Origin of the sequence: Enterobacter cloacae, assembly GCF_013375935.1 — a bacterium.
GTDB lineage: Bacteria > Pseudomonadota > Gammaproteobacteria > Enterobacterales > Enterobacteriaceae > Enterobacter > Enterobacter pasteurii.
In genome coordinates, this window is record NZ_CP056117.1 from 871,785 (window position 1) to 897,738 (window position 25,954).

26 protein-coding genes are annotated in these 25,954 nt (G+C 53.5%); 17 read left to right on the forward strand and 9 right to left on the reverse strand.

The features are described 5' to 3' along the window. Window positions 1-31: 31 nt before the first annotated feature. The 4 genes from gpsA to HWQ14_RS04090 are packed head-to-tail and all read right to left on the reverse strand — an operon-like array spanning window position 32 to window position 2,245. The gene (gene gpsA, locus HWQ14_RS04075) at window positions 32-1,051 is read right to left on the reverse strand and encodes an NAD(P)H-dependent glycerol-3-phosphate dehydrogenase (RefSeq protein WP_148421653.1); all 1,020 of its coding nucleotides are present in this window, start codon (window positions 1,049-1,051) and stop codon (window positions 32-34) included. Next, window positions 1,051-1,518 carry a protein-export chaperone SecB gene (gene secB, locus HWQ14_RS04080; RefSeq protein WP_003860835.1) on the reverse strand — a complete coding sequence of 156 codons (468 nt, stop codon included), beginning with the start codon at window positions 1,516-1,518 and terminating at the stop codon, window positions 1,051-1,053. Before secB ends, gpsA begins: the two co-directional genes overlap by 1 nt. Before the next feature lie 32 nt (window positions 1,519-1,550). Further along, window positions 1,551-1,802 carry a glutaredoxin 3 gene (grxC, locus tag HWQ14_RS04085; protein ID WP_148421654.1) on the reverse strand — a complete coding sequence of 84 codons (252 nt, stop codon included), beginning with the start codon at window positions 1,800-1,802 and terminating at the stop codon, window positions 1,551-1,553. 11 nt (window positions 1,803-1,813) lie between these two features. Then, the gene (locus tag HWQ14_RS04090; RefSeq protein WP_003860840.1) at window positions 1,814-2,245 is read right to left on the reverse strand and encodes a rhodanese-like domain-containing protein; all 432 of its coding nucleotides are present in this window, start codon (window positions 2,243-2,245) and stop codon (window positions 1,814-1,816) included. 250 nt (window positions 2,246-2,495) lie between these two features. Here HWQ14_RS04090 and gpmM point away from each other — a divergent pair, with 250 nt between their 5' ends. The 3 genes from gpmM to HWQ14_RS04105 are packed head-to-tail and all read left to right on the forward strand — an operon-like array spanning window position 2,496 to window position 6,269. Then, window positions 2,496-4,040, forward strand: coding sequence for a 2,3-bisphosphoglycerate-independent phosphoglycerate mutase (gene gpmM / locus HWQ14_RS04095; RefSeq protein ID WP_176609023.1), 1,545 nt, complete (start codon window positions 2,496-2,498; stop codon window positions 4,038-4,040). Window positions 4,041-4,073: 33 nt separating this feature from the next. Then, on the forward strand, window positions 4,074-5,333 hold the full coding sequence (envC, locus tag HWQ14_RS04100) for a murein hydrolase activator EnvC (protein ID WP_245166457.1): 1,260 nt from the start codon (window positions 4,074-4,076) through the stop codon (window positions 5,331-5,333). A gap of 3 nt (window positions 5,334-5,336) precedes the next feature. After that, on the forward strand, window positions 5,337-6,269 hold the full coding sequence (locus tag HWQ14_RS04105; RefSeq protein ID WP_176609025.1) for a divergent polysaccharide deacetylase family protein: 933 nt from the start codon (window positions 5,337-5,339) through the stop codon (window positions 6,267-6,269). Here the strand turns inward: HWQ14_RS04105 and HWQ14_RS04110 are convergent, their stop codons facing one another. Next, window positions 6,270-7,070: a glycosyltransferase family 2 protein gene (locus tag HWQ14_RS04110; RefSeq protein ID WP_176609026.1), complete on the reverse strand. Its 801-nt coding sequence runs from the start codon at window positions 7,068-7,070 to the stop codon at window positions 6,270-6,272. A 287-nt stretch (window positions 7,071-7,357) separates the two neighbouring features. Here HWQ14_RS04110 and HWQ14_RS04115 point away from each other — a divergent pair, with 287 nt between their 5' ends. Then, window positions 7,358-8,455 (forward strand): glycosyltransferase family 9 protein, encoded by a 1,098-nt coding sequence (locus HWQ14_RS04115; protein WP_176609027.1) that lies wholly within the window; start codon window positions 7,358-7,360, stop codon window positions 8,453-8,455. A gap of 28 nt (window positions 8,456-8,483) precedes the next feature. On the opposite strand, the gene tdh is transcribed toward HWQ14_RS04115, so the two are convergent. Together tdh and kbl are read right to left on the reverse strand one after the other, a co-directional pair. Continuing rightward, window positions 8,484-9,512: an L-threonine 3-dehydrogenase gene (gene tdh, locus HWQ14_RS04120; RefSeq protein ID WP_148421660.1), complete on the reverse strand. Its 1,029-nt coding sequence runs from the start codon at window positions 9,510-9,512 to the stop codon at window positions 8,484-8,486. 9 nt (window positions 9,513-9,521) lie between these two features. Beyond that, window positions 9,522-10,718, reverse strand: coding sequence for a glycine C-acetyltransferase (kbl, locus tag HWQ14_RS04125; RefSeq protein ID WP_176609028.1), 1,197 nt, complete (start codon window positions 10,716-10,718; stop codon window positions 9,522-9,524). A 215-nt stretch (window positions 10,719-10,933) separates the two neighbouring features. Between kbl and rfaD the strand changes: the two genes are divergently transcribed. From rfaD to HWQ14_RS04155, 6 genes are all read left to right on the forward strand, one after another. Then, the gene (gene rfaD / locus HWQ14_RS04130; protein ID WP_148421661.1) at window positions 10,934-11,866 is read left to right on the forward strand and encodes an ADP-glyceromanno-heptose 6-epimerase; all 933 of its coding nucleotides are present in this window, start codon (window positions 10,934-10,936) and stop codon (window positions 11,864-11,866) included. A gap of 2 nt (window positions 11,867-11,868) precedes the next feature. After that, window positions 11,869-12,915, forward strand: a complete 1,047-nt coding sequence (gene rfaF, locus HWQ14_RS04135; RefSeq protein ID WP_176609029.1) for an ADP-heptose--LPS heptosyltransferase RfaF — start codon at window positions 11,869-11,871, stop codon at window positions 12,913-12,915. Window positions 12,916-12,918: 3 nt separating this feature from the next. Then, window positions 12,919-13,899 (forward strand): lipopolysaccharide heptosyltransferase RfaC, encoded by a 981-nt coding sequence (rfaC, locus tag HWQ14_RS04140; RefSeq protein ID WP_176609030.1) that lies wholly within the window; start codon window positions 12,919-12,921, stop codon window positions 13,897-13,899. A 3-nt stretch (window positions 13,900-13,902) separates the two neighbouring features. Then, on the forward strand, window positions 13,903-14,982 hold the full coding sequence (locus HWQ14_RS04145) for a glycosyltransferase family 9 protein (RefSeq protein WP_176609031.1): 1,080 nt from the start codon (window positions 13,903-13,905) through the stop codon (window positions 14,980-14,982). A 64-nt stretch (window positions 14,983-15,046) separates the two neighbouring features. After that, entirely contained in the window at window positions 15,047-15,820 is a 774-nt protein-coding gene (locus HWQ14_RS04150) for a sugar glycosyltransferase (protein ID WP_245166436.1), read from the forward strand. A 71-nt stretch (window positions 15,821-15,891) separates the two neighbouring features. Continuing rightward, a complete protein-coding gene (locus HWQ14_RS04155; protein WP_176609032.1) occupies window positions 15,892-17,055 on the forward strand; it encodes an O-antigen ligase family protein in 1,164 nt (387 codons plus the stop codon). A 2-nt stretch (window positions 17,056-17,057) separates the two neighbouring features. Here the strand turns inward: HWQ14_RS04155 and HWQ14_RS04160 are convergent, their stop codons facing one another. Further along, on the reverse strand, window positions 17,058-18,032 hold the full coding sequence (locus tag HWQ14_RS04160) for a polysaccharide deacetylase family protein (protein ID WP_176609033.1): 975 nt from the start codon (window positions 18,030-18,032) through the stop codon (window positions 17,058-17,060). A 150-nt stretch (window positions 18,033-18,182) separates the two neighbouring features. Between HWQ14_RS04160 and rfaQ the strand changes: the two genes are divergently transcribed. The 7 genes from rfaQ (at window position 18,183) to coaD (ending at window position 25,075) form a co-directional block, all read left to right on the forward strand. Beyond that, the gene (gene rfaQ / locus HWQ14_RS04165; RefSeq protein WP_176609034.1) at window positions 18,183-19,250 is read left to right on the forward strand and encodes a putative lipopolysaccharide heptosyltransferase III; all 1,068 of its coding nucleotides are present in this window, start codon (window positions 18,183-18,185) and stop codon (window positions 19,248-19,250) included. Then, window positions 19,250-20,377 carry a glycosyltransferase family 4 protein gene (locus HWQ14_RS04170; RefSeq protein WP_176611149.1) on the forward strand — a complete coding sequence of 376 codons (1,128 nt, stop codon included), beginning with the start codon at window positions 19,250-19,252 and terminating at the stop codon, window positions 20,375-20,377. The genes rfaQ and HWQ14_RS04170 overlap by 1 nt, the downstream gene beginning before the upstream one ends. Before the next feature lie 2 nt (window positions 20,378-20,379). Next, on the forward strand, window positions 20,380-21,450 hold the full coding sequence (locus tag HWQ14_RS04175; protein ID WP_176609035.1) for a glycosyltransferase: 1,071 nt from the start codon (window positions 20,380-20,382) through the stop codon (window positions 21,448-21,450). A 41-nt stretch (window positions 21,451-21,491) separates the two neighbouring features. Beyond that, window positions 21,492-22,481: a glycosyltransferase gene (locus HWQ14_RS04180; protein ID WP_148421670.1), complete on the forward strand. Its 990-nt coding sequence runs from the start codon at window positions 21,492-21,494 to the stop codon at window positions 22,479-22,481. A gap of 66 nt (window positions 22,482-22,547) precedes the next feature. Beyond that, the gene (gene waaA / locus HWQ14_RS04185; protein WP_148421671.1) at window positions 22,548-23,822 is read left to right on the forward strand and encodes a lipid IV(A) 3-deoxy-D-manno-octulosonic acid transferase; all 1,275 of its coding nucleotides are present in this window, start codon (window positions 22,548-22,550) and stop codon (window positions 23,820-23,822) included. Next, window positions 23,822-24,592 carry a glycosyltransferase family 2 protein gene (locus tag HWQ14_RS04190; protein ID WP_176609036.1) on the forward strand — a complete coding sequence of 257 codons (771 nt, stop codon included), beginning with the start codon at window positions 23,822-23,824 and terminating at the stop codon, window positions 24,590-24,592. Before waaA ends, HWQ14_RS04190 begins: the two co-directional genes overlap by 1 nt. 3 nt (window positions 24,593-24,595) lie before the next feature. Next, entirely contained in the window at window positions 24,596-25,075 is a 480-nt protein-coding gene (coaD, locus tag HWQ14_RS04195; protein ID WP_148421673.1) for a pantetheine-phosphate adenylyltransferase, read from the forward strand. A 2-nt stretch (window positions 25,076-25,077) separates the two neighbouring features. Here coaD and mutM read toward each other — a convergent pair whose 3' ends face one another. Further along, complete coding sequence (gene mutM / locus HWQ14_RS04200; protein WP_176609037.1) at window positions 25,078-25,887, reverse strand: bifunctional DNA-formamidopyrimidine glycosylase/DNA-(apurinic or apyrimidinic site) lyase; 810 nt, start codon at window positions 25,885-25,887, stop codon at window positions 25,078-25,080. Window positions 25,888-25,954 lie beyond the last annotated feature (67 nt).

The window sequence follows — 25,954 nt, forward strand, 5'->3', positions numbered from 1 at the left end:
GCTGGGTCATTCAGGTGACGATATTTCCCGGCTAATTGCTGCTGCGCTCGTCCTTGCGCGCACGACCTAATAAGGTCAATGCTGCCTCGCGCGCATTTTTTCCGCAATACAATACCTGATAAATTTCCTCGGTTATTGGCATTTCGACACCAAAACGGTGCGCCAATTCGCGAACTTCTTTGGTATTGCGATAGCCTTCAACCACCTGACCAATCTTCTCCTGCGCGCTTTTAACATCGCTGCCCTGTCCGAGCATCATGCCAAAGCGGCGGTTACGCGACTGGTTGTCGGTGCAGGTCAGCACCAGGTCGCCCAGGCCTGCCATCCCCATAAAGGTGGCCGGATCGGCACCCAGCGCTTCGCCAAGGCGGGACATTTCGGTCAGCCCGCGGGTAATCAGCGCCGTACGCGCATTCGCGCCGAAACCGATGCCGTCGGACATCCCGGCGCCAATAGCAATGACGTTCTTCACCGCACCGCCCAGCTGCACGCCGATAAAATCGGGGTTACTGTACACGCGGAAGCTCTTGCCGCAGTGCAGCAGCTGCTGGAGATCGTCGGAGAAGGCCTGGTCGGTGGATGCCAGCGAAATCGCTGTCGGCAGGCCAGCAGCCAGCTCTTTGGCAAAGGTCGGCCCGGAGATCACCGCCAGGGGGATCTCCGTACCCAGCGCTTCGCGGGCAACGTCCTGCAACAGACGTCCGGTTTCGGCTTCCAGCCCCTTCGTCGCCCACACAACGCGCGCATCCGCACGCATCAGCGGCTTAATCTGACGCAGCACTTCGCCAAACACATGGCTCGGCACCACAATCAGAATATTGCGGCTGGCGGCCAGCGCGGTCGCAAGGTCGCTTTCCAGATGCAGGGAATCAGGGAACGGAACGTCCGGGAGAAACGCCACGTTGCAGCGGTCGTGTTGCAGCGTCGCGATATGTTTTGGATCGTGGCCCCACAGGACCACGTCGTGACCATTTCTTGCCAGCGTGATGGCAAGAGCGGTGCCGTAAGAGCCGGCACCGATCACAGTCATTGACGCATTAACAGTGCTCATCAGGCATCCTGATGTTGTTCGGCACCTTCGCCAGCCTGCTGTTGCAGGTAGTTCATGAACAGCGCATCAAAGTTCACTGGCGCAAGGTTCAGCTGTGGGAACGTACCGCGAGAAACCAGGCTGGTGATGCATTCACGTGCATACGGGAACAGGATGTTCGGGCAGTATGCACCCAGGCAATGCGCCATCTGGTTGCCTTCAATACCGCCGATGGAGAAGATGCCGCCCTGCTGTACTTCGCACAGGAATGCAGTTTCTTCGCCCAGAGAAGCGGTTACGGTTACACGCAGTACGACTTCATACACGTCATCCGCCAGCTGGGTGGATGCGGTATCCAGATCAAGTTTAACCTCTGGCTGCCAGTCTTTCTGGAAAACGTGCGGCGCATTTGGCGCTTCGAAAGAGACATCCTTGGTGTAGATGCGCTGGATCTGGAAAGTCATTTCGGTGTTGTTTTGTTCTGACATGGAAAAACCCTTTTTAATTGTCCTAAAGTCTCTTAGCGCAGCAGCGGATCGAGTCCGCCACGCGCGTCGAGCGCATACAAGTCATCACAGCCGCCAATGTGCTGCGCATCAATAAAAATCTGTGGAACCGTCGTGCGGCCACTGCGTTGGATCATCTCTTCGCGTTTAATCGCGTCACCATCGATCGGCAGTTCCTTGAACGTTACGCCTTTGCTGGTCAGCAGCGCTTTCGCCCGGTGGCAGAACGGGCACGTTGCTTTGGTGTAGATCTCAATATTGGCCATCACTTAACTCCTTATTTGCCGCGCACTAAAGGAAGATTCTCCCCGCTCCAGCCGGAAATGCCTTCTTTCAGTACCGTTACGTTTTCAAAACCTGCTTTATGCAGTGCGTTGGCAGATTCCTGCGCCTGCATGCCGGTGCCGTCAACAACGATAATCGGCTGGGCTTTATGCTTCTCCAGCTCACCAATGTTGTTTGCTTTGATTTCCGCAGGCAGCAGGTTGATAGCACCTGCAATGTGGCCCTTACGGAAATCGTCGCGCTGACGCAAATCAACCACAACGGCGTCCTCTTTGTTGATCAGACGAGTCGCTTCACCGCGGGTGATCACCTTAATTTTAGACGTCAGTCCCTTAAATGTGGTGAACAGTACAGCGACCAGCAGGCCAATCCACGCGATGCTCAGGACCGGATGGCGGCTAACGAATTGCATAATTTCTTGCATGGGGGGTAACTACTCCCGACGTAGTGATTAAAAAAAACCAGGACAGGAGTATACCTGTGCGTTGTGGCAAATACAGCCAGCGACATAAAGCTAATCTATTTTCTGCGGCATGCCACGTAAAAAAAAGCCTCAAAATGTCCTGAGAACAGCATTGCCTCCGCTCTTTCTTTGATCTTCTGCGGCTATTTTATCGATTCAGCTGTAGTAAAATTACGCAAATTTTTTGTCTCTTGAGCATGAGGTTGTCGCAATGTCGGTGTCTAAAAAACCTATGGTACTGGTGATTCTGGATGGCTATGGCTACCGTGAAGATCAACAGGATAATGCCATTTTCAACGCCAAAACCCCGGTTATGGATGCGCTATGGGCAAAACGTCCCCACACGCTGATTGATGCGTCTGGCCTGGAAGTGGGTCTGCCAGATCGCCAGATGGGTAACTCTGAAGTGGGTCACGTTAACCTGGGTGCGGGCCGTATCGTTTATCAGGACCTGACGCGTCTGGACGTTGAAATCAAAGAACGTACCTTCTTTGCCAACCCAACGCTCACCGGGGCGGTTGATAAAGCCGTTGCCGCAGGTAAAGCCGTTCACATCATGGGCCTGCTCTCTGCGGGCGGCGTTCACAGCCACGAAGATCACATCATGGCGATGGTAGAGCTGGCCGCCGAGCGCGGTGCGGAAAAAATCTATCTGCACGCGTTCCTGGATGGCCGTGATACGCCTCCGCGCAGCGCTAAAGGTTCTCTGGAAGCGTTTGAAAACAAATTAGCCGCGCTGGGCAAAGGCCGCGTGGCGTCCATCATTGGCCGTTACTATGCCATGGATCGCGACAACCGCTGGGATCGCGTAGAGCAGGCCTATGACCTGCTGACCCTGGCAAAAGGCGAGTTCCAGTTCGCGACCGCCGTTGAAGGCCTTGAAGCCGCTTACGCGCGCGATGAAAACGACGAGTTCGTGAAGGCAACCGTTATCCGCGCTGAAGGCCAGGCCGATGCCGCCATGGAAGATGGCGATGCGCTGATCTTCATGAACTTCCGTGCTGACCGCGCGCGTGAAATCACCCGTGCCTTCGTCAACGCCGATTTCGACGGTTTCGCCCGTAAGAAGGTGGTGAAGATCGATTTCATCCAGCTGACCGAGTACGCAGCGGATATCAAAGCCCCTTGCGCTTATCCGCCCGCGTCGCTGGAAAATACCTTCGGTGAGTGGATGGCGAAAAACGATAAAACCCAGCTGCGTATTTCTGAAACTGAAAAGTATGCACACGTGACCTTCTTCTTTAACGGCGGCGTGGAAGAGCCGCTCAAAGGCGAAGACCGCATTCTGATTAACTCACCGAAAGTTGCGACGTACGATCTGCAGCCGGAGATGAGCTCTGCGGAGCTGACCAAAAAACTGGTGGCCGCGATCGAAAGCGGTAAATACGACACCATCATCTGTAACTACCCGAATGGCGATATGGTAGGCCACACCGGCGTGATGGAAGCCGCGGTGAAAGCGGTTGAAGCGCTGGATCGCTGCGTTGAGCAGGTTGCGAAAGCGGTCGAATCCGTAGGTGGCCAGCTGCTGATCACCGCCGACCACGGCAACGCGGAACAGATGCGCGATCCGGCAACGGGACAGGCGCACACCGCACATACCAACCTGCCTGTTCCGCTGATTTATGTAGGTGATAAATCAGTAAAAGCAGTGGAAGGCGGCAAGCTTTCCGACATCGCGCCAACCATGTTGTCGCTGATGGGTATGGAAATCCCTAAAGAGATGACTGGCAAGCCGCTGTTCATCGTGGAATAATCGCTCCCCATGAGGGGAAAGGCGATTTTTTCAATCACATGGGTCGTGAAGCCGCTTAGGTTATCAGTCAGACCTCTGCTTTACGCCAGCGCACTCAGCGCTGGCGTATTGCTGTGCGCCGCATCCGCCCACGCGGATGACCGCGACCAGCTTAAATCCATTCAGGCTGATATCGCCGCTAAAGAGCGCGCCGTACGCCAGCAGCAGCAGCAGCGTTCAGCCCTGCTTGCCCAGCTTAAAAAGCAGGAAGAGGCCATCTCCGCCGCCGCGCGTAAGCTGCGTGAAACGCAAAACACCCTTGCTCAGCTCAATAAGCAAATCGATGAAATGAACGCGTCGATTGCGAATCTGGAGCGTCAGCGTGACGCACAGGAGCGCAACCTTGCTGCACAGCTTGATGCCGCCTTCCGCCAGGGTGAGCACACCGGCCTACAGCTGATCCTCAGCGGTGAAGAGAGCCAGCGCGGGCAGCGCCTGCAAGCCTACTTTGGCTACCTGAATCAGGCGCGTCAGGAGACTATCGCGCAGCTCAAACAGACGCGCGAAGAGGTCACCACGCAAAAAGCCGAGCTGGAAGAGAAGCAGAGCCAGCAGCAGACGCTGCTCTACGAACAGCAGGCCCAGCAGGCGAAGCTTGAGCAGGCGCGGAATGAACGTAAAAAGACGCTCGCCGGACTGGAGTCCTCTATTCAGGCAGGACAAAGCCAGCTGAGCGAAATGCGCGCCAACGAATCGAAGCTGCGTAACAGCATCGCCCGTGCGGAAGCCGCGGCCAAAGCGCGCGCTGAAAAAGAGGCGCGTGAAGCACAGGCCGTGCGTAATAAGCAGCAGGAAGCCTCCCGTAAAGGCACCACCTATAAGCCTACTGAAAATGAACGTTCCCTGATGTCGCGTACCGGCGGCCTCGGTTCACCTCGTGGCCAGGCCTACTGGCCCGTTCGCGGTACGATTCTGCATCGCTATGGCGAACAGTTGCAGGGTGAGCTACGTTGGAAGGGGATCGTTATCGGTGCGTCTGAAGGTAGCGAAGTGAAAGCCATCGCCGATGGTCGCGTTATTCTGGCCGACTGGCTGCAGGGTTACGGACTTGTGGTGGTGGTTGAACACGGTAAAGGCGACATGAGCCTTTACGGCTACAACCAGAGCGCGCTGGTCAGCGTCGGCACTCAGGTGCGCGCCGGCCAACCCATTGCCCTTGTGGGCAGCAGTGGCGGTCAGGGCCGCCCGTCACTCTATTTCGAAATTCGTCGCCAGGGTCAGGCGGTCAATCCACAGCCGTGGTTGGGAAGATAAGTTTTGCTTCAATTTCGTCGAATTATTCTCTCCGTCGTCAGCGCGCTGGCGCTGGCTGCACCGGTTTATGCAGGCAAACTCGCGATAGTGATCGATGACTTCGGTTATCGCCCTCACTACGAAAATCAGGTGCTGGCGATGCCGCCAGCCATCTCCGTCGCCGTTCTTCCTAACGCGCCACATGCCCGTGAAATGGCGACGAAAGCCCATAATAGCGGCCATCAGGTCCTCATCCATCTGCCGATGGCGCCCCTCAGCAAGCAGCCGCTGGAAAAAGATACTCTGCGCCCGGATATGAGCAGCGACGAGATCGATCGCATCATCCGCGACGCCTATAACAAAGTGCCGTATGCCGTGGGCCTGAATAACCATATGGGCAGCGCGATGACCTCCAGCCTGTACGGCATGCTGAAAGTGATGCAGGCGCTGGAGCGTTACAATCTCTATTTCCTCGACAGCATGACCATCGGCAACAGCCAGGCAATGCGTGCCACTCAGGGGACGGGCGTGAAGGTCATCAAGCGCAAGGTCTTCCTGGACGACTCCCAGAACGAGGCGGATATCCGCGTGCAGTTCAACCGTGCGGTACAGCTGGCGCGCCGTAACGGGTCGGCGATTGCCATCGGCCATCCGCATCCGTCTACCGTACGCGTGTTGCAGCAAATGCTGCCGACCTTACCTGCCGATATTACGCTGGTGCGTCCGGGCGATCTGCTCAATGAACCTCAGGTGGATACGTCTCGTCCGGGTAGCGCGCAGCCACCAGCAACACAACCGCGTAATCCGTTCCGCGGCGTGAAGCACTGCACGCTGAAACAGCCGCCTGAACCGGTGCATGCAACCCGCTTCTTCACGGTAATCAGCGAAAGCGTGAGCCAGAGTACGCTGGTGCAGTATTTCCAGCATCAGTGGCAGGGCTGGGGGAAAAAGTCGTAACTATCTAATAAGATGTGAATCCGTATGCTTTCGGGCTGCGGGTTCCCCTTCATCCTGATGGCGATACCAGGCTTTGAAATATTTTAAAAAACTGTACAAGGTTGCATAGAGTCCCGTAACCACCCCAACTTTTCCCTGTCTCCATGCACCGCTAAATAAATACCATTTAAAGAAGGCGCCAATAGCACTGACGATACCGCGTACGATTGAAGGTCTGGGTGCCTGATACTTTACCACTCGCGATGTATACGTATTTAACTTATCAAACACTTCATGCAGGGAATAAAAGGTATCGTGTCGGACATGACCCGGTATTCGCATCACCTGCCCTGCACCAACGGCTTTATCATCTACTGGTCGATTGTTAAATGTGACATAACGACGATTGAATAACCTCAAGGGATAGTCAGGGGAAGAAACCGGGTAGATTGTTCGGGTGCGCTCGCCTAATACATACCAGTAACGAGACAGACTCCACCCCCAGTCTGCTGGAGGTTCCTCTCTGGATTTTAGCGCGATGATATATTCCAGGGTATCTTCATCCAGTATTTCATCACTGTCCATGCATAAAACCCAATCGTTACTTGACCGAGAAATGGCTATATTCATCTGTTCACCATGCATTGCATAGGGATGATAAATTGGTGAGATTCCATATTCTTCGAGAACAGATAACGTTTCATCATGGCTCCCGGAATCAACCACAACAATCTCATCCGCAATACGTATCAAAGGAGGTAAAACCTGATGTAACAAACGAGCAGAGTTGTACGTCAAAAGGCATACGGTTAGCTTGAACATATTGTCCCCTGATCTTAATCAATTCGATCATGAGAGGATAGCTTCAGCCATTACCACTGTCATATCCGGGTCTGAACCATAATTTTTATTTACAAAACGGTGCTGGCATTAGCGAGTAGGGGTGACGCACGTCAGAAACGGGATAAACCAGAGAGCATATGATTTAACTACTTGTTAAGTAACAATAAAATGATGCAGGCCCCTCTCTGGCATCGCAATCATTCCTTTTGGCAGACGTTAAGATTATACTATCGTCAATATACTGCTTAAGTTGGTTTGGCGCGAACATGAAGAAAATTATTAGTTACCTGAAGGAAATTAACAGGCAACGAAACCATAAAACGAAAGAATTAAAAAGACGGTTAAAGCTACTTTCAGTAGCGCGCCAGCTCCATGATAAGCGGCAGGAAAAAATTGATGTTTCCCGTGTGAAGCGCATCCTTTTCCCTTTTGTAGACCTTGGAATTGGTGATGCTGTTTGCCACACCGGGACCTGGCATAGTTTAAAAGAAGCAGGGTATACGCTGCAGGTCATCGTCGAGGAACGAAATCGCGATTTATTCGAAAAAATGACGGATATTGATGAAGTTTATATTGCTGATATCAATAACATCGATGCAATGAACACCATCGAGACAGATTTAGTCATTAGCCATTACGCATGGATGAAAAGAAAAGAATTGTTCAATACGCTTCTCCTGCGTAAAGTGCATTATAAATATGCCGTTGGATTTGGCGGCTGGCTGGATAAGCCTTATAACTTAATGTTGCCAATTGATTCCGAGTTCCACATTACCCATCCTCAAAAAGAAATACTTAACATATTGAATGTTAAGCCTGAATTCCTTCGTTATTCGTTACCCGATTTGCCGGAGCACGATGACTTTATTGACAGTTATCTGCAATCGCATTCTGGTAAAACGTGCGTTGTTCTCAATCCATTCGCAAGCGTTGCAGAGCGCAGCCTCTCGCCTTCACAGTTAGAAAAATTGGCGAATGAGATTACACAAAACCCAGATGTTCATGTGTTTATCATTGGCGAAGGTAAGAAACTTGCTGGCCTCCACATTGAAAATAGCCAGGTCACCATTTGTCGTTTCAACTCGCTCTGGGATGCCATAACACTTATCAAAAAAGCCGATTTGATTGTCTCTGTAGATACAGCCATCGTACATATCGCCTGCGCCTTTGATAAAAAACTTATTGCTATCTATTTTTCCATGCTGCTGGATCATAATAAAAAATTCGAAGGCAATATCATTTTCGCGCCTGTTGGTAATAACTCAGAGCAGCTAATATTCGATAAACACCACAACAAACTTGATATCCAGTCTATTGCTGCAAAAGTACTCATCAAGCTTGGTTGCGAAAGAACTGCTGCATAAGTAAAAGGGGCCCTCGGCCCCTTTCTCATTATTTACCCCAGCTCAGAATCACTTTCCCGGACTGGCCAGAACGCATAGCGTCAAAGCCCTGCTGGAACTCATCGACAGAGAATCGATGGGTAATAATCGGGGACAGATCCAGGCCAGACTGAATTAATGCCGCCATCTTGTACCAGGTTTCGAACATTTCACGGCCATAGATGCCTTTAATGAACAGCCCCTTGAAGATCACTTTATTCCAGTCGATAGACATATCTGACGGCGGAATACCCAGCATCGCGATACGCCCGCCGTGGTTCATGGTGTCAAGCATGGTGCGGAACGCCGGTGGCGCACCGGACATCTCCAGACCCACATCGAAGCCTTCAGTCATGCCCAGTTCTTCCATCACGTCGGTCAGGCTCTCCTTAGAGACGTCCACCGCGCGGGTAACGCCCATTTTACGTGCCAGCGACAGACGGTATTCGTTGACGTCGGTGATCACGACGTTGCGTGCACCCACGTGCTTCGCCACCGCTGCCGCCATAATACCGATTGGGCCCGCGCCGGAGACCAGCACGTCTTCACCCACCAGGTCGAAGGAGAGCGCCGTATGTACCGCATTGCCGAACGGGTCAAAGATGGAGGCCAGGTCGTCAGAGATATTGTCCGGAATTTTGAACGCGTTGAACGCCGGGATCACCAGATACTCCGCGAAGCAGCCCGGACGGTTTACGCCCACGCCGACGGTATTGCGGCACAGGTGCGTACGACCACCGCGGCAGTTACGGCAGTGACCGCAGGTAATATGGCCTTCACCGGAGACGCGATCGCCGATGTTGAACCCTTTTACTTCCTGGCCGATGCCAACCACTTCACCCACATATTCATGGCCGACCACCATCGGGACAGGAATGGTTTTCTGTGACCACTGGTCCCAGTTGTAGATGTGAACGTCAGTACCGCAGATGGCGGTTTTACGAATTTTGATCAGCAGATCGTTATGACCGACTTCCGGCTCCGGCACGTCGGTCATCCAAATCCCTTCTTCCGCTTTCAGTTTGGATAACGCTTTCATCACACGTCCTCAGGCAATTACGCCCAGCTGTTTGCCGATGCGGGTAAAGGCTTCCACCGCACGCTCAATTTGTTCAGGCGAGTGCGCCGCAGACATCTGGGTGCGGATACGCGCCTGACCTTTTGGTACCACCGGGAAGAAGAACCCGGTCACGTAAATCCCTTCTTTCTGCAGCTCGCGAGCAAATTTCTGCGCGACGACCGCATCGCCCAGCATCACCGGAATGATCGCGTGGTCGGCACCGGCCAGGGTGAATCCTGCGGCACTCATTTTTTCGCGGAACAGGCGGGCGTTAGCCCACAGGCGGTCGCGCAGCTCAGCACCGGATTCCACCATCTCCAGCACTTTAATGGAGGCGGCCACGATCGCTGGCGCCAGGGAATTGGAGAACAGATACGGGCGGGAGCGCTGACGCAGCCACTCAACCACCTCTTTACGCGCGGCGGTATAGCCGCCGGATGCGCCGCCGAGCGCTTTGCCCAGCGTACCGGTGATGATATCCACGCGGCCCATTACGTCACAGTATTCGTGGGAGCCACGGCCATTTTCGCCCACAAAACCAACCGCGTGCGAGTCGTCTACCATCACCAGCGCGTCGTATTTGTCGGCCAGGTCGCACACGCCCTTCAGGTTAGCGATCACGCCGTCCATAGAGAACACGCCATCGGTGGCGATGAGCACATGACGCGCGCCGGCTTCGCGGGCCTCTTTAAGGCGGGCTTCCAGCTCAACCATGTCGTTGTTGGCGTAGCGGAAACGCTTCGCTTTACACAGGCGGACGCCGTCGATAATAGAGGCGTGGTTCAGGGCGTCGGAGATAATTGCGTCTTCTGCGCCCAGCAGCGTCTCAAACAGACCGCCGTTGGCGTCGAAGCAGGAGGAGTAGAGGATTGCGTCTTCCATTCCAAGGAAGTTCGCCAGCTTTTGTTCAAGCTGCTTGTGGCTGTCCTGGGTGCCGCAGATAAAGCGCACGGAGGCCATGCCGAAGCCGTGGGTATCCATGCCGCTTTTCGCTGCGGCAATCAGCTCAGGGTGATTCGCAAGACCCAGGTAGTTGTTCGCACAAAAGTTGATCACATGGCTGCCGTCGGCAACGGTGATGTCCGCCTGCTGAGCAGACGTGATAATACGCTCTTCCTTGAACAACCCTTCCGCACGGGCGGTTTCGAGGTCGCTGTTTAACTCTTTGTAAAAATCACCACGCATTGCAATTCTCCAGACTCGGCAAATTTCGGCACATATTACCCAAACCTATAGTTCATGACGAGATGACGCAGTATCACTTCTCGTTTTTGCAGCATAAATCACGTGTACCCCTGCTGCATATCGGTGAATGGCTGAAGACCGGGCATTGTGATGATATGATAAAGACATTAGCGTCCGGGATTGTCCCCGGACTCAACACTTCAAAGGTTACAGTTATGATCATCGTTACCGGCGGCGCGGGCTTTATCGGCAGCAATATTGTTAAAGCTCTCAATGACAAAGGCATCACCGACATTCTGGTGGTGGATAACCTGAAAGACGGCACCAAGTTCGTCAACCTGGTGGATCTGAACATCGCTGATTATATGGATAAAGAGGACTTCCTTATCCAGATTATGGCAGGCGAAGAGTTCGGCGAGATCGAAGCCATCTTCCACGAAGGTGCATGCTCATCCACCACCGAGTGGGACGGCAAGTACATGATGGACAACAACTATCAGTACTCCAAAGAGATCCTGCACTACTGTCTGGAGCGTGAAATTCCGTTCCTGTACGCCTCCTCTGCGGCAACCTACGGCGGCCGCACCTCTGATTTCATCGAGTCCCGCGAATATGAGCAGCCGCTGAACGTTTACGGCTATTCCAAGTTCCTGTTTGATGAGTACGTGCGCCAGATCCTGCCTGAAGCGAACTCCCAGATTGTTGGCTTCCGCTACTTCAACGTTTACGGTCCGCGCGAAGGCCACAAAGGCAGCATGGCGAGCGTGGCGTTCCACCTGAACACCCAGCTGAATAATGGCGAAAGCCCGAAACTGTTTGAAGGCAGCGACGGCTTCAAGCGTGACTTCGTCTACGTAGGCGACGTGGCGGCCGTCAACCTGTGGTTCCTGGAAAATGGCGTATCCGGTATTTTCAACCTGGGCACAGGCCGCGCGGAATCCTTCCAGGCCGTGGCTGACGCAACGCTGGCGTACCATAAAAAAGGCAGCATTGAGTACATTCCTTTCCCGGATAAGCTGAAGGGCCGCTACCAGGCGTTCACGCAGGCTGACCTGACCAACCTGCGTGCCGCAGGCTACGACAAGCCGTTCAAGACCGTTGCCGAAGGCGTAACGGAATACATGGCCTGGCTGAACCGCGACGCATAAGTATGAAAATTCTGGTGATCGGCCCGTCATGGGTGGGTGACATGATGATGTCGCAAAGTCTCTATCGCACGCTCAAGGCGCGTTATCCCCAGGCGATAATCGACGTGATGGCACCCGCGTGGTGCCGTCCGCTGTTATCGCGTATGCCAGAAGTGAACGAGGCGATCCCAATGCCGCTCGGCCACGGTGCGCTGGAAATTGGCGAGCGTCGCAGGCTCGGCCATAGCCTGCGCGAAAAACGCTATGACCGTGCCTATGTGCTACCTAATTCCTTCAAATCCGCCCTTGTGCCCTTTTTTGCTGGCGTGCCGCACCGTACCGGCTGGCGAGGCGAAATGCGCTACGGCCTGCTGAACGACGCCCGCGTGCTGGATAAAGAGGCCTGGCCGCTGATGGTTGAGCGCTATGTGGCGCTGGCCTATGACAAAGGCGTAATGCGCAGCGCGAAAGACCTGCCGCAGCCGCTGCTGTGGCCGCAGCTTCAGGTCAACGATGGGGAGAAGTCCCACACCTGCAACGCGTTTGGCATGTCGTCCGAGCGTCCGATGATTGGTTTTTGCCCTGGCGCGGAATTTGGTCCGGCAAAACGCTGGCCGCACTATCACTACGCCGAACTGGCGAAACAGCTGATCGACGAAGGCTATCAGATTGTGCTGTTTGGCTCGGCAAAAGATCACGAGGCGGGCAATGAAATTCTCGCCGCGCTGAGCATCGATCAGCAGGCCTGGTGCCGGAACCTTGCGGGGGAAACGCAGCTTGAGCAGGCCGTAATTTTGATTGCCGCCTGTAAAGCCGTGGTCACTAACGATTCCGGTTTGATGCACGTCGCCGCCGCGCTGGACCGCCCGCTGGTCGCGCTGTATGGCCCCAGCAGCCCGGACTTCACGCCGCCTCTGTCACACAAAGCGCGCATTATCCGGCTAATCACCGGCTACCATAAGGTTCGCAAAGGCGATGCCGCAGAGGGCTATCATCAGAGTCTAATCGACATCACGCCGCAGCGCGTTCTCGAAGAACTCAACGAACTGCTGTTGAGCGAAGAAGGATAACGGATGCGGGTATTGATCGTTAAAACCTCCTCGATGGGTGATGTCCTGCATACGCTGCCGTCGCTGACGGACGCCATGCGGGCCATTCCCGGCATCCGTTTTGACTGGGTGGTGGAAGAAGGCTTCGCGCAAATCCCCACCTGGCATGAGGCGGTCGATCGCGCGATCCCGGTGGCGATTCGCCGCTGGCGCAAAGCGTGGTTCTCCGCACCGATTAAAGCCGAACGTAAAGCCTTCCGCGAAGCGGTGCAGGCGCAGCGTTACGACGCGATCGTCGACGCCCAGGGGCTGGTCAAAAGCGCGGCGCTGGTGACGCGTCTGGCACACGGCGTAAAGCACGGTATGGACTGGCAAACCGCACGCGAACCGCTGGCGAGCCTTTTCTACAACCGACGCCACCATATTGCGAAGCAGCAGCACGCCGTGGAGCGCACCCGCGAGCTGTTCGCGAAAAGCCTGGGCTATGCAAAACCTGAAGCCCAGGGTGACTACGCTATCGCACAGCATTTTTTGCGCGAGACGGAGCATGCCGAGCCGTATCTGGTGTTCCTGCATGCCACAACGCGCGACGATAAGCACTGGCCGGAAACGCACTGGCGAAGGCTGATTGAACTAATGCAACCTTGCGGTATCCATATTAAACTCCCGTGGGGCGCTGAACATGAGCGTCAGCGTGCGGAGCGTCTGGCCGCAGGCTTTACCCACGTCGAGGTTTTACCCAAACTTACGCTGGCGCAGGTTGCCGCGCAGCTGGCGGGCGCGAATGCCGTCGTTTCCGTGGATACGGGGCTAAGCCATCTAACCGCCGCACTGGATCGTCCTAATATCACGATTTTCGGCCCGACAGACCCCGGGCTGATCGGGGGTTACGGTAAAAACCAGCATCAGATGGTCAGCCCGACGCAACAAACGAAGGATATCAGCGCAGATGCTATTTTTTCATTTTTACAGGGCAGCCAGCTGCTTTCCAACAGGGATATTTAACCCATGAGTTACGTATTTCTGCTGATTTTACTCTTTCCGGTGAAGCTCTTTCGGAAGCTGTTTCGAAAAGACACGGGCAGGAACCTTGTCATTCAGACGGCCAAAATCGGTGACTTTATCAATGCGACGCCCCTACTGGCGCATCTGCAAAAAAGCGATGTGTTGATCAGCCGCAGCGTCGGCGCGCTGGCGAAGCATGACGAGAACATCGAGCAGATCTACTTCATCGAACAGCATAAGCGCAACCTGTGGCGTAAGCTCTGCTTCGCCTGCAGGATCATGAACCGTTACGATAATGTCTACCTGCTACAGCCGAATAGCGTGAATCTCTTCTTTGCCGCCGTCTGTAATGCAAAAAACAAACAATTTTTAAGCATTTACACCCGCAGATGGTATCACGGTATTTTTTATCTCACCGCCGACGGTACCGTTGAGCACGGCAAAAAAACGCTATCAGTAACCAACTACCTGAAGCTGGCCGACCGTTCACTCACGTGGCAGGACTCTCCCAAACACGCCACAAAGCCGCTGTTTAAACCGGCGACCTATCCGGCCATTCTCGACAAACCTGACGTTATCCGCATCGGTATCAGTATTGCGGCAGGCAATAAAGCTAAAACGGTGCCGCCGGTTATCTGGAAGCGAATTGTCGATCGCCTCGCCGGCTTACCCTGCGAGTTTTATGTTTTCGGCGCCCCAAATGAACAGTCGTGGATGGACGATATCACCCGCCTTTACGGTGAGATCCCGAATTTTATCAATCTCATTGGTAAAATTTCGCTCGAAGAGCTTCCCTGGGCCATTTCGAAGATGGACTGCTATATCGCGTCTGATTCGGGGAATATTTACATTGCAGATGCTGTGGGCGTGCCGGTAATCATGTTATTTGGCCCATGCTGTCATTACGAGCAGCGTCCTCTCGGCGAGGTTCTGTTGATTGGTAACGATGAAAATATTAACTCTTACGTTTTTGAAACGCGTTACTACTTCAGCCAACCGAAAGAAGAGTTGTTTGCAGTAAGCGACGCGGATTTGGATAACATTGTGAGTTTATTAACGACCGTGAATAAAAATAAAAAATAATTTCCTGAGGCGTAAAATGAACTCGTTGACCAAGCAACTGTATCGGTATACGCATAAGCGCAATATGCGACATAATGAAAAATTATGGCCCTTCGTTAAAATATCGCGTGCTGAAACCGGTGAAATATCAGAATTAAAGTATAAGGGACGCAGTATCGATCTGATCCCGCTCTCCTCACTTCATCATCGGTTCGATGGCGATATACTTATTGCGGCGACTGGCCCTTCAATCAAAGCTATCGATTTCAAGACTCTACCATCGACGGTAATCACGGCGGGCGTGAACGGTGCCTGGCACCTTCACCACGCGCTAAGTTTTTCTCTCTATTTCGTCGTTGATATGACGTTTATCGATCGTCAGACTGCATTGTTGAAGCGTATTGTAAGCTGTAAAGATGTCATTCTCTTTACTACGGTTATGGGCATCGTTAAACTTATAGAGCGTTTTTCATACGACAAAATCCAGTGTGAATTATGCATTATTGAAGATATTTGTTATGAGACCTATAAACCCTCTATTAAGCAAGCTGATTTACGCGAGGCTCTAGCGGGTACGCCAGGTATCATATTTTCAGAGACACATCCTAATACAGCCTTTAGTTGTGATGTTCGTCACGGGGTCGTAGATGCCGGAACCGTGATGTATTGGGCTCTCCAGGTACTCTATTTTCTGGGCTTTAAAAAAATATATATTGCGGGGCTTGATATGAATAATTTCAATCAACCTCGATTTTATGAAACCAATAGTACAATGTTACCAACTTTCCTTGATAAAAAGGTGAATAATATTGTCATTCCGGCGTTGATGCTGGCAAGTACTGTTTTCAAAAAAAAATAAGATCACTGTCATCAATCTATCTCCTCAAAGCGCAATACCTGACTCTGTTTTCCCCAGAAAGGATTTTACTGATGTCTTCAACTAATCTTCAACGTTTTATATTCTATCCTTTTATGCTCTTTATCTTTTTGAGCATGATTTTTTGTGGCGTTTCAAAAGTAAATATTTTCTTCCACATTGCCCTTGCACTGTTTATCATCGCTATGATGATAAATCATGAGGTAAGAACGCGTTTTATTAGCGATCGTGACTTTCTACCCGCACTGGGCTTTACTGGTGCATTTTTATTATATTTCTCATTAACTAATTTTTGGGCTGATTCGTCCCACCTCAGGTCTGCGCTAACCCATTCATTTTATTTGTTTATTTTTATCTGCCTGTATCGTCAATGTGAACTACAGGACAGAAAAAAATATATCATAGGTGCAGCATATTTCGGCATTGTGGCTTTAACGATATTAACTCTAATTTATGTCAATAAAGAGCACATATTTCAAAACAGGCTATCGCGAGCTTTTCCTTTCTCTCCGGATAACGTAATTGATCTTGGAGGATACATGGCGCTGGGTATTTTATTGAGCGCCATACTGGTTCGTGAAACGCGTAACTTCTGGTTTTATATTCCAGTTCCTCTGCTTTTGGTCTGCTTGATTCTGACCCAAAGTCGAGGGCCACTCCTTTCACTTGTTGTCGCCGCGGTTGTCGCTTTCCTCTGTAAACCGAAATGGGATATTAAGCTGCTGACAGGTTCACTTATTCTACTGGCGATCATCGGTGCAAGCCTCTATTTTAGTGGCTCGCTCGATATGTTCTTCAAACGCGTAGAAGATTCTTCACGAGCAGGATCCGTCCGTTTCGGTATTTGGCAGCATGCTTTTGAAGTGGCAAAACAGAAAGCACTCTTCGGATGGGGTTTCAATAAAGAACTTCAGTTCATTAATGGTTTTGGTCAGCATGTTACCACGACGCATAGCCTCTATTTAGCAACCTTTCTAAAGGGAGGTGCGGTAGGACTGCTGCTGCTTTTAGGCATGATTTTATTTGCCGCCAGACAAAGCCTTCGCCACCTTGCAGCTAATCATAAAGCTGAAATCGCGGTTATCGTATTTGCGCTAATGTTCTACGTGACGCAGGGCATGTTTGTTATCAGCAACCCACGAGAATATTGGGTGTTGTTCTGGCTTCCTTTTGCCATTATTTTTAGTGCGCCGATAAAAACGGCGCTGCAAAAATAACGTTAAGGCGCCGATGTTTCGGCGCCTTTTTTATAAGAATAAAACTCCGCCAGCGTCATTCCCACCGTCTTATCTGATAACCAGCTAAACAGCTGCTCAAGATCCTGATACAGCCCTTCAATCGCGGCGTCATCTTTAAACGCAGGGCTTCCGCCAGGCATAAATTCCGACGAATGAAGCATAAACTCCACATAGTCATTTCCCTGGGACAGGCATTGCTGCGCTACCTTAATCATCTCCTGGGCGTTACCGCCGGACGGACGTAACCAGTTAACTGAAGGAGAGCGGTATTTACCGCGAAGACGATCGTAACCCTGCTTAAGCGAATTCAGCCATGCCGGATGTTTGTACTGGATGCTCATCGGCACTTCGAGTAAAGGGCTGTTTCCCGGACGGGAAATATCATCTGCATCTAAGAAGTAAGCGCGATCGGGGAAATGCTGGTAATTCGTCCCGCCACTTCCCTGGGGGGCGCCTTTCGCGTTACGCCAGTTCACGCGCGGCGTGACGGAGCAGTCGACCTGATAACCCAGTTCAATCAGCAGCCTGGCGTAACGGCTATCAAACGCCCAGCGCCCGGCGCGATGGCTAAGCATTTTAGTCTGGAAGGTCTCTTCCAGTAAGCGGGTCATAAATACCACTTTCTCACGCATGACCTCGTCTGAAAACTCAATCAGATAAGGCTGCCAGCGCCAGTCATCACCGGTCAGATCGTGCTCAGGAGGGCTGTTCCAGGCATGGAGATGCATTCCCACCTCGCCCTGGCCCCGGGCGATTACATCTTTAGCGAACTCAATGAACACCGGCTCAACCGCCATCTCGTAGTTGGTCAGCCAGACGGGCTTGAAGCCGAAACGCTCACAAAGCGTCTGGAACCGTGCCAGATAGCGCGCATTTTCCGTTTTGATCACCCTGTGGTTTTGCCAGAGATTATCCCCTTCGGTATCGATCGTGATGATAAACGCCGGTTTTTTCATAATGAGCCCGCAAGACAAAATAGTTAGCGCTATGTTACGCACTCCCGAAAGCAGGAGTAAACCCTTCCAGGGAAATTCCTGACATTATGGAGAAAGAGTGCAAGTCGCTACCAGGTCTATTAGAATTGCCATTAGTACAACGCCGATAAGATGATGATGAATAACTTACCCGACACGCCTGATTTGCGCATTTTACTGATCAAACTTCGCCATCATGGCGACATGTTACTCACCACTCCCGTCATCAATTCGCTACGCCAAAAATGGCCAGAAGCCCAAATCGACGTGCTCCTGTATGAAGAGACGCGAGACATGCTCGCCGCGCACCCGGCAATCAATACGATTTATGGCATCGACCGTAAGTGGAAGCAGCTGGGCACGCTGAAGCACCTGCAAAAAGAGTGGCAGTTGCTGCGTACGCTACGCGCGCAGCATTACCATCTGGTGATTAATCTTGCCGATCAGTGGCGCAGCGCGATTGTCACCCGCCTCACGGGTGCCCCCGTTCGGCTTGGGTTTGCCTTTAACAAGCGCAACAATGCGTTCTGGCGTTTTTGTCATAGCGAACTGGTTTCTGTCGCCAGCCATCAGTCACTGCACACCGTTGAACAAAACCTTTCGATACTGGCACCGTTACCGGTTGTCGCCAAATCCGCCGTCACCATGGCTTACCGCGCGGATGACTGGCACCATGCACAGCAAAAGCTAACGCAACAGGGTGTGGGAGAGCGCTACATCGTTATCCAGCCCACCTCACGCTGGTTCTTTAAGTGCTGGGATGAAGGGAAAATGGCGCAAACTATCGCCGCGCTGCAGCAGGACGGCCACACTGTCGTCCTGACGGCGGGACCGGATAAGAAAGAGCTGGCGATGGTAGACCGCATCCTTGCCGCCTCCCCGAAAACGGGTGTTGTTTCGCTGGCAGGACAGTTAACCCTGCGCCAGCTGGCCTCGCTCATCGACCACGCCAGCCTGTTCATTGGCGTTGACTCTGTTCCTATGCACATGGCCGCCGCCCTGCAGACGCCCTGCGTGGCGCTATTTGGCCCATCAAAATTGACGTTCTGGTCGCCATGGCAGGTAAACGGCGAAGTTATCTGGGCCGGGAATTACGGCCCGCTTCCCAACCCTGACGCCATTGATACGAAAACCACCGAACGCTATCTCGACGCCATTCCCGTTGATGCTGTCGTCTCTGCCGCAAGGAGATACCTGTGATGAAGCCTCATCGCCTGGCCATTGTGCGTCAAAAATATCGCCCGGATGGCGGAGCAGAACGTTTTGTCTCCAGGGCACTCGCTGCGCTGAGCAATCAGAACCTTGAGCTGAACGTCATCACCCGCGAGTGGCAAGGCGAAAAACAGGACGACTGGCATATTCATATCTGCGATCCCCGAAAATGGGGTCGCATCAGCCGCGAGCGCGGCTTTGCGCACGCCGCGCGCGCCCTGTGGCAACAGCAGCAGTTTGATATTGTACAGAGCCACGAGCGTATCCCGGGCTGCGACATTTACCGTGCCGGCGACGGGGTGCATCGCCGCTGGCTGCTACAGCGTACGCGTATACTTCCCGCCTGGCGCGCGAAGCTGCTTATGCACGATCGCTATCACCGCTACGTGATGAACGCGGAACGTGAAATGTATCAGGCTCCCGAGCTAAAGGCGGTTATCTGTAATGCGGAGATGATCAAGCGCGAAATCGTCGAAGACTTTGATATTGACGCAAAAAAGATACATGTGATTTATAATTCAATAGATTCCAGCCGCTTCGTTCCGGCAGAAGAGAGACAGCGCGCCGTACTGCGTCAGCAATTTGGGCTACCCGCTGATGCCGTCATTTTCTGCTTCGTGGGGTCAGGGTTTGAACGCAAGGGGCTGGCGAGCGCTATCCAGGCTATTGCAGGGACATCGGCATGGCTGATTGTGGTCGGTCAGGATAAAGCGGAAAGCCGCTATCGCGACCTCGCCCGTTCATTAGGCTGTGAGGGGCAAATCCGTTTCCTGGGAATGCAAAAAGAGACGCTGCCGTTTTATCAGCTTTCCGATGGTTTACTGCTGCCGACGCTGTATGATCCTTTCCCTAACGTCATACTTGAAGCAATGGCCTGTGGATTACCCGTCATTACGTCAGAGAGCTGCGGTGGGTCAGAATTTATTGAGCAAGGCCAGAACGGGTTTTACTGTGATGCACTTGATATTCGCACCCTGAAGGAGGCCGTCGTGTCCATTCCTTCTCTGGAAAAGAATAACAATATGGGGCTTGCGGCGCGCGAACGCGTCAGAGAAGCAACGCCAGAAAAACTGTCAAGTCAGCTTATTTCGCTTTATCAAAAATTACTGGATTAATAATGCGCATCCTAATGATTATTGATGGTTTACCCGGTGGAGGAGCCGAAAAAACGGTTCTCACCCTCTCCAGCGGACTGACGGAACTGGGACATCAGGTTACCCTTTTCTCCCTGCGGAAGGTGTGCGACTACGCCATTCCGGAAGGCATCGATTTTCAGGTTGTGCAGGATACGTGTAAAAAACCCTGGCGCAAGCTGACAGAGATCCCGCGGCGCGCCCGCTTACTGGATCGCGCTATTGAGCGGGCTGAGCGCAGCGGTAAATTTGACGTGGTCTTCTCGCACCTCCATAAAACCGATCGTATCGTGGCGCACAGCCGGGTGCTGGATCGGGACAAGGTGTGGTTCTGCGTACACGGGATGTTCTCGTTCTCCTATTTACGCCATCGCAGCGGCCTTTCCCGCTGGTTTAAACATTCTAAAATTCGACATACCTACGAAAACCGCAACGTTGTCGCGGTATCCGGAGCCGTACTGCACGATCTCTCAGAGACGCTCGCTATCCCCCTGCGACGCAAAGCGGTGATCCATAACCCCTTTGATATTCCTGAAATTCAGCGTCTGGCAGAAGCGCCTTTTGAGATGCAGGGGCAGAATTACATTATCCACGTTGGCCGTTTTCATGAGCACAAACGTCACGACCGCCTGCTGCGGGCGTTCGCGCTAAGCAAGCTCGACACAACCCTGGTGATGATGGGCAACGGCTCCGCAACGAAAATAGACCAGCTCAGGCAGCTTGCCGCCGGGCTTGGCATTGAAAACAAGATCATTTTCCGCCCGTTCGAAGCCAATCCCTACCCGTGGATCAAAGGAGCACGCCTTTTAGTGTTAAGTTCCGACTGCGAAGGTTTTGGTAATGTACTCGTGGAGTCGATTATCTGTCAGATTCCACCGGTCAGTACAAACTGCCCTGGCGGCCCTGCTGAGATCCTCACCGGCCCCCTGGCCCGCGGTCTGACGGCGTTAACAGACGAATCACTGGCGAAAACGCTGGCAGAACTGTATGCCTCTCCGCCGGTGGTTGATCGCGACACGATTGCCTCGTTCGGTATCAACGCCATTTGCCGGTAATACATTGCTTTGGTCGACACCCAAAAATAATCAGGTTTCATATGCAAAATTCAGCGCCATTATTAAGCGTGGTGGTTGCCGTTTATAACGGTGAAGCTTTTCTTGATCAGTTCTTTACCTGCCTTGTAAATCAAAACATCGACAGTATGGAAGTCATCATCGTCAATGACGGCTCCACCGACCGTTCGATGCAGATCGTCGATAACTGGCGCGAAAAGCTGCCGGATATGCAGGTCATTGAACAGCCTAATCAGGGCGTTTCCATCGCGCGTAATACCGGCCTGGCCGTTGCGACCGGCCGCTATCTCTCCTTCCCGGATATTGATGATGTTTTCAGACCCGGCATGTATCAGCGCCTGCTGGATATGGCCGTCACGCAGAATCTGGACGTCGCCACCTGCAACGGCAACTACGTCTGGGAAAATAACAAGAAACCGTCTCGCCCCATCTTCCCGGAAGACAAGCTCGCCTCAACGGGCGTTATGAATGGCGCGGCATGGCTAAAAAAGGCGCTGGACTCGCGTAAGTTCCTGCACGTTACCTGGCTGAATATCTATCGCCACGATTTCATTCGCCAGAACGGCTTCCGCTTCGAGCCCGGCCTGCGCCATCAGGATATCCCGTGGACTACCGAGGTGCTGCTTGCCGCGGAACGCGTTCAGTACACCAGCGAACGCTTTTATGACTACTACATTCACTCCGCTTCGGTATCGCACACTCCGGATAACGACGACACGCTTATCCGCTCAGCGCGCCATTACATGAAGATCCTGAAGATGCTCGATGCCATTAATCAGCGCTATCCGGATAAAGTGAAAAATATCCCTGCCTGCCACTGGCAAATCGCTAAAGAGGGGCTGGGGATTATTCATACCTTCGATAACATGAAGGATGAGGCGAAGAAAGCAATGATAATCAAAGAGTTCTTCGACACCGGGATCTGGAAGCTTATCTGGAAAAGTGCCAAAAGCCCGCGTTTGCGCTGGCGCCTGGGCCGACGCTACTTCCGTTTAAAACGGTATCTGGCATAAGAGATAGCTTTAGCACGCTTAAATGCTTAGAATTTCCCGGCCGAAACTAAAAAAACGGATAATCGCTTGGAATTGTTGTATACCGCCCTGCTCTACATCATTCAGCCACTGGTGTGGCTGCGACTGTTGCTTCGTAGCCGTAAAGCGCCTGCGTACCGTAAACGCTGGGCCGAACGCTATGGCTTCTGCCGCAATAAAGTCGCGCCGGACGGTATTCTGCTGCATTCCGTATCCGTCGGGGAAACGCTGGCGGCCATTCCGCTGGTGCGCGCCCTGCGCCACCGTTATCCGTCACTGCCGATCACCGTCACCACCATGACGCCGACGGGCTCAGAACGCGTGATGTCCGCATTCGGTAAAGATGTCCATCACGTCTACCTCCCGTACGATCTCCCCTGCGCCATGAACCGTTTCCTGAACACCGTTCGCCCCAAACTGGTGATCGTGATGGAAACCGAGCTGTGGCCGAACATGATTTCCGCCCTGCATGCCCGTAAAATTCCTTTAGTTATCGCGAACGCGCGTCTGTCAGAGCGTTCGGCGAAAGGCTACGGCAAGCTGGGTAAATTTATGCGTCGCCTGCTCAGCAAAATCACGCTGATCGCCGCGCAAAATGAAGAAGATGCCGCGCGCTTTATCGCCCTGGGCCTGAAACGCAACCAGCTTGCGGTAACGGGTAGCCTGAAATTCGATATTTCCGTCACGCCTGAACTCGCCGCCCGTGCGGTGACGCTGCGTCGACAGTGGGCGCCGCGCCGTCAGGTCTGGATTGCCACCAGCACCCACGACGGTGAAGAAGAGATTATTTTGCAGGCTCACCGCAAGCTGCTGGAAACCTTCCCGGACCTGCTCCTGATTCTGGTTCCTCGCCATCCGGAGCGTTTTAAAGATGCCCGCGAAATGGTGCAAAAAGGCGGTTTCAGCTTTACCCTGCGCAGCAGCGGCGAAATCCCCTCTGGCAGCACGCAGGTCGTCATTGGCGATACGATGGGTGAACTGATGCTGCTGTACGGCATTGCGGATCTCGCCTTTGTCGGCGGCAGCCTGGTAGAGCGCGGCGGCCATAACCCGCTCGAGCCGGCCGCGCACGCCATTCCGGTGCTGATGGGGCCACACACGTTTAACTTCAAGGACATCTGCGCGAAATTGCAGCAGGCCGATGGCTTAATCACCGTCACCGACGCAGATTCGGTGGTCAAAGAGGTCTCCACCCTCCTGACCGACGAAGATTACCGCCTGTGGTACGGTCGTCATGCCGTTGAGGTTCTGCACCAGAACCAGGGCGCGCTGACCCGTCTGCTGCAGCTCCTGCAACCCTATCTGCCTCAGCGGAGCCACTAATGTCAACGCGTCTGTCGGTGGTGATGATCGCCAAAAACGCCGCCGACCTGCTTCCGGATTGCCTGGCGTCTGTAGCCTGGGCTGACGAGATAATCCTTCTTGACTCCGGCAGTACGGACAACACGCCAGACGTGGCCCGTGCAGCGGGGGTAAACGTCTATACCGACACCGACTGGCAGGGTTACGGCATTCAGCGTCAGCGCGCGCAGGGTTACGCCACGGGCGATTACGTGCTGATGATCGACACCGACGAGCGCGTTACCCCGGAACTCCGACAGGCCATTCAGACGGTACTTGCCGCTCCCCAGCCTGGCGCGGTCTACAGCATCGCGCGTCGTAACTATTTTCTTGGGCGCTTTATGCGCCACAGCGGCTGGTATCCAGACCGCGTGATGCGTCTCTACGAGCGCGAACGCTACCAGTACAACGACAGCCTGGTTCATGAGTCTCTGGCCTGTGACAACGCCAGGGTAATTCCCCTGACGGGCGATCTGCTTCACCTGACCTGCCGGGATTTCGCCAGCTTCCAGCGTAAACAGCTGAACTATGCCACCGCCTGGGCACAGGAGCGGCATGCGCGCGGCAAGAAGGCCTCGCTTACCGGGATCTTCACCCACACGCTGGGCGCGTTTCTGAAAACGCTGCTGCTGCGCGGCGGCGTGCTGGACGGCAAGCAGGGCTGGCTACTGGCGGTGGTGAATGCCCAGTATACTTTCAACAAATACACCGAGCTGTGGGCGCTGAACCGCGGCTACTCAGAGAAAACGTGAGCCATGAGCACAAAAGCGATTTATCCGGGTACCTTCGATCCGATCACCAACGGTCATCTTGATATCATCACCCGTGCGGCGTGTATGTTCGACAAGGTCATTCTGGCTATTGCCGCCAGCCCGAGCAAAAAGCCAATGTTCGATCTGAACGAACGCGTGGCGCTGGCATCCGGGGCGATTGCGCACCTGCCGAACGTTGAGGTCGTCGGGTTCAGCGATTTGATGGCAAATTTTGCCCGCACCCAGCAGGCCAATATACTCATCCGCGGCTTACGTGCCGTGGCGGACTTCGAATATGAGATGCAGCTGGCGCACATGAACCGCCACCTGATGCCGGAGCTGGAGAGCGTGTTCCTGATGCCCTCCAAGGAGTGGTCTTTTATCTCTTCTTCACTGGTGAAAGAGGTCGCGCGCCATCACGGGGACGTTACCCACTTCCTGCCGGATAACGTCCACCAGGCGCTGATGGAAAAATTAAAGTAACGTTACTTCTGACACTGACGGCAGTAAAACGTGGCGCGCTGGGCGTGCTTCGTGGCAATTATCGGCGTTCCGCAGGCTCTGCACGGTTCACCTTTACGGCCGTAGACCTGCAGCTCCTGCGCAAAATAGCCCGGCTTCCCGTCGCTTTGCAGGAAATCCTTCAGCGTCGTCCCGCCCTGTTCAATCGACCGCAGCAGCACCGCTTTAATGACGCTAACCAGCAGCTCGCACTCCTGCGCCGACAGCGAAGAGGCCAGCCGATCGGGATGGATCCCGGCGGCAAACAGCGATTCGCTGGCGTAAATATTCCCCACGCCCACTACCAGCCTGTTATCCATAAGCCAGGGTTTAATCGGGGTTTTCTTCCTGGCACATTTCTCTTTGAGGTATTCCGCGTTAAACGCCTCTGAGAGCGGCTCTGGCCCGAGATGCGCCAGCACGTTGTGCCCTTCAAGCTCTTTGGCCCACAGCCATGCGCCAAAACGCCGTGGGTCGGTATAACGCAGCACTTTGCCGTTGCTCATCACCAGATCGACGTGGTCGTGCTTTTCCGCAGGCAGGTCCTCTGTGAGGATACGCAGGCTTCCCGACATGCCCAGATGGATGATGATCCAGCCGTCAGGCAGTTCCAGCAGCAGGTATTTAGCGCGGCGCTGGACGCTCAGGACGGGTTTGTCGCTTAGCGCATGGATCTCATCGGAAACCGGCCAGCGCAGACGCCCGTTGCGAACGACGGCATGCAGAATAGTCGCGCCGACCAGATGCGGCTCAATACCGCGGCGGCTGGTCTCTACCTCAGGTAATTCAGGCATGGTTCCTCCGTTGAGATGCAGAATGCAAAAAACCCCGCAGATGCGGGGTTTTTCAATACAAGGAGAC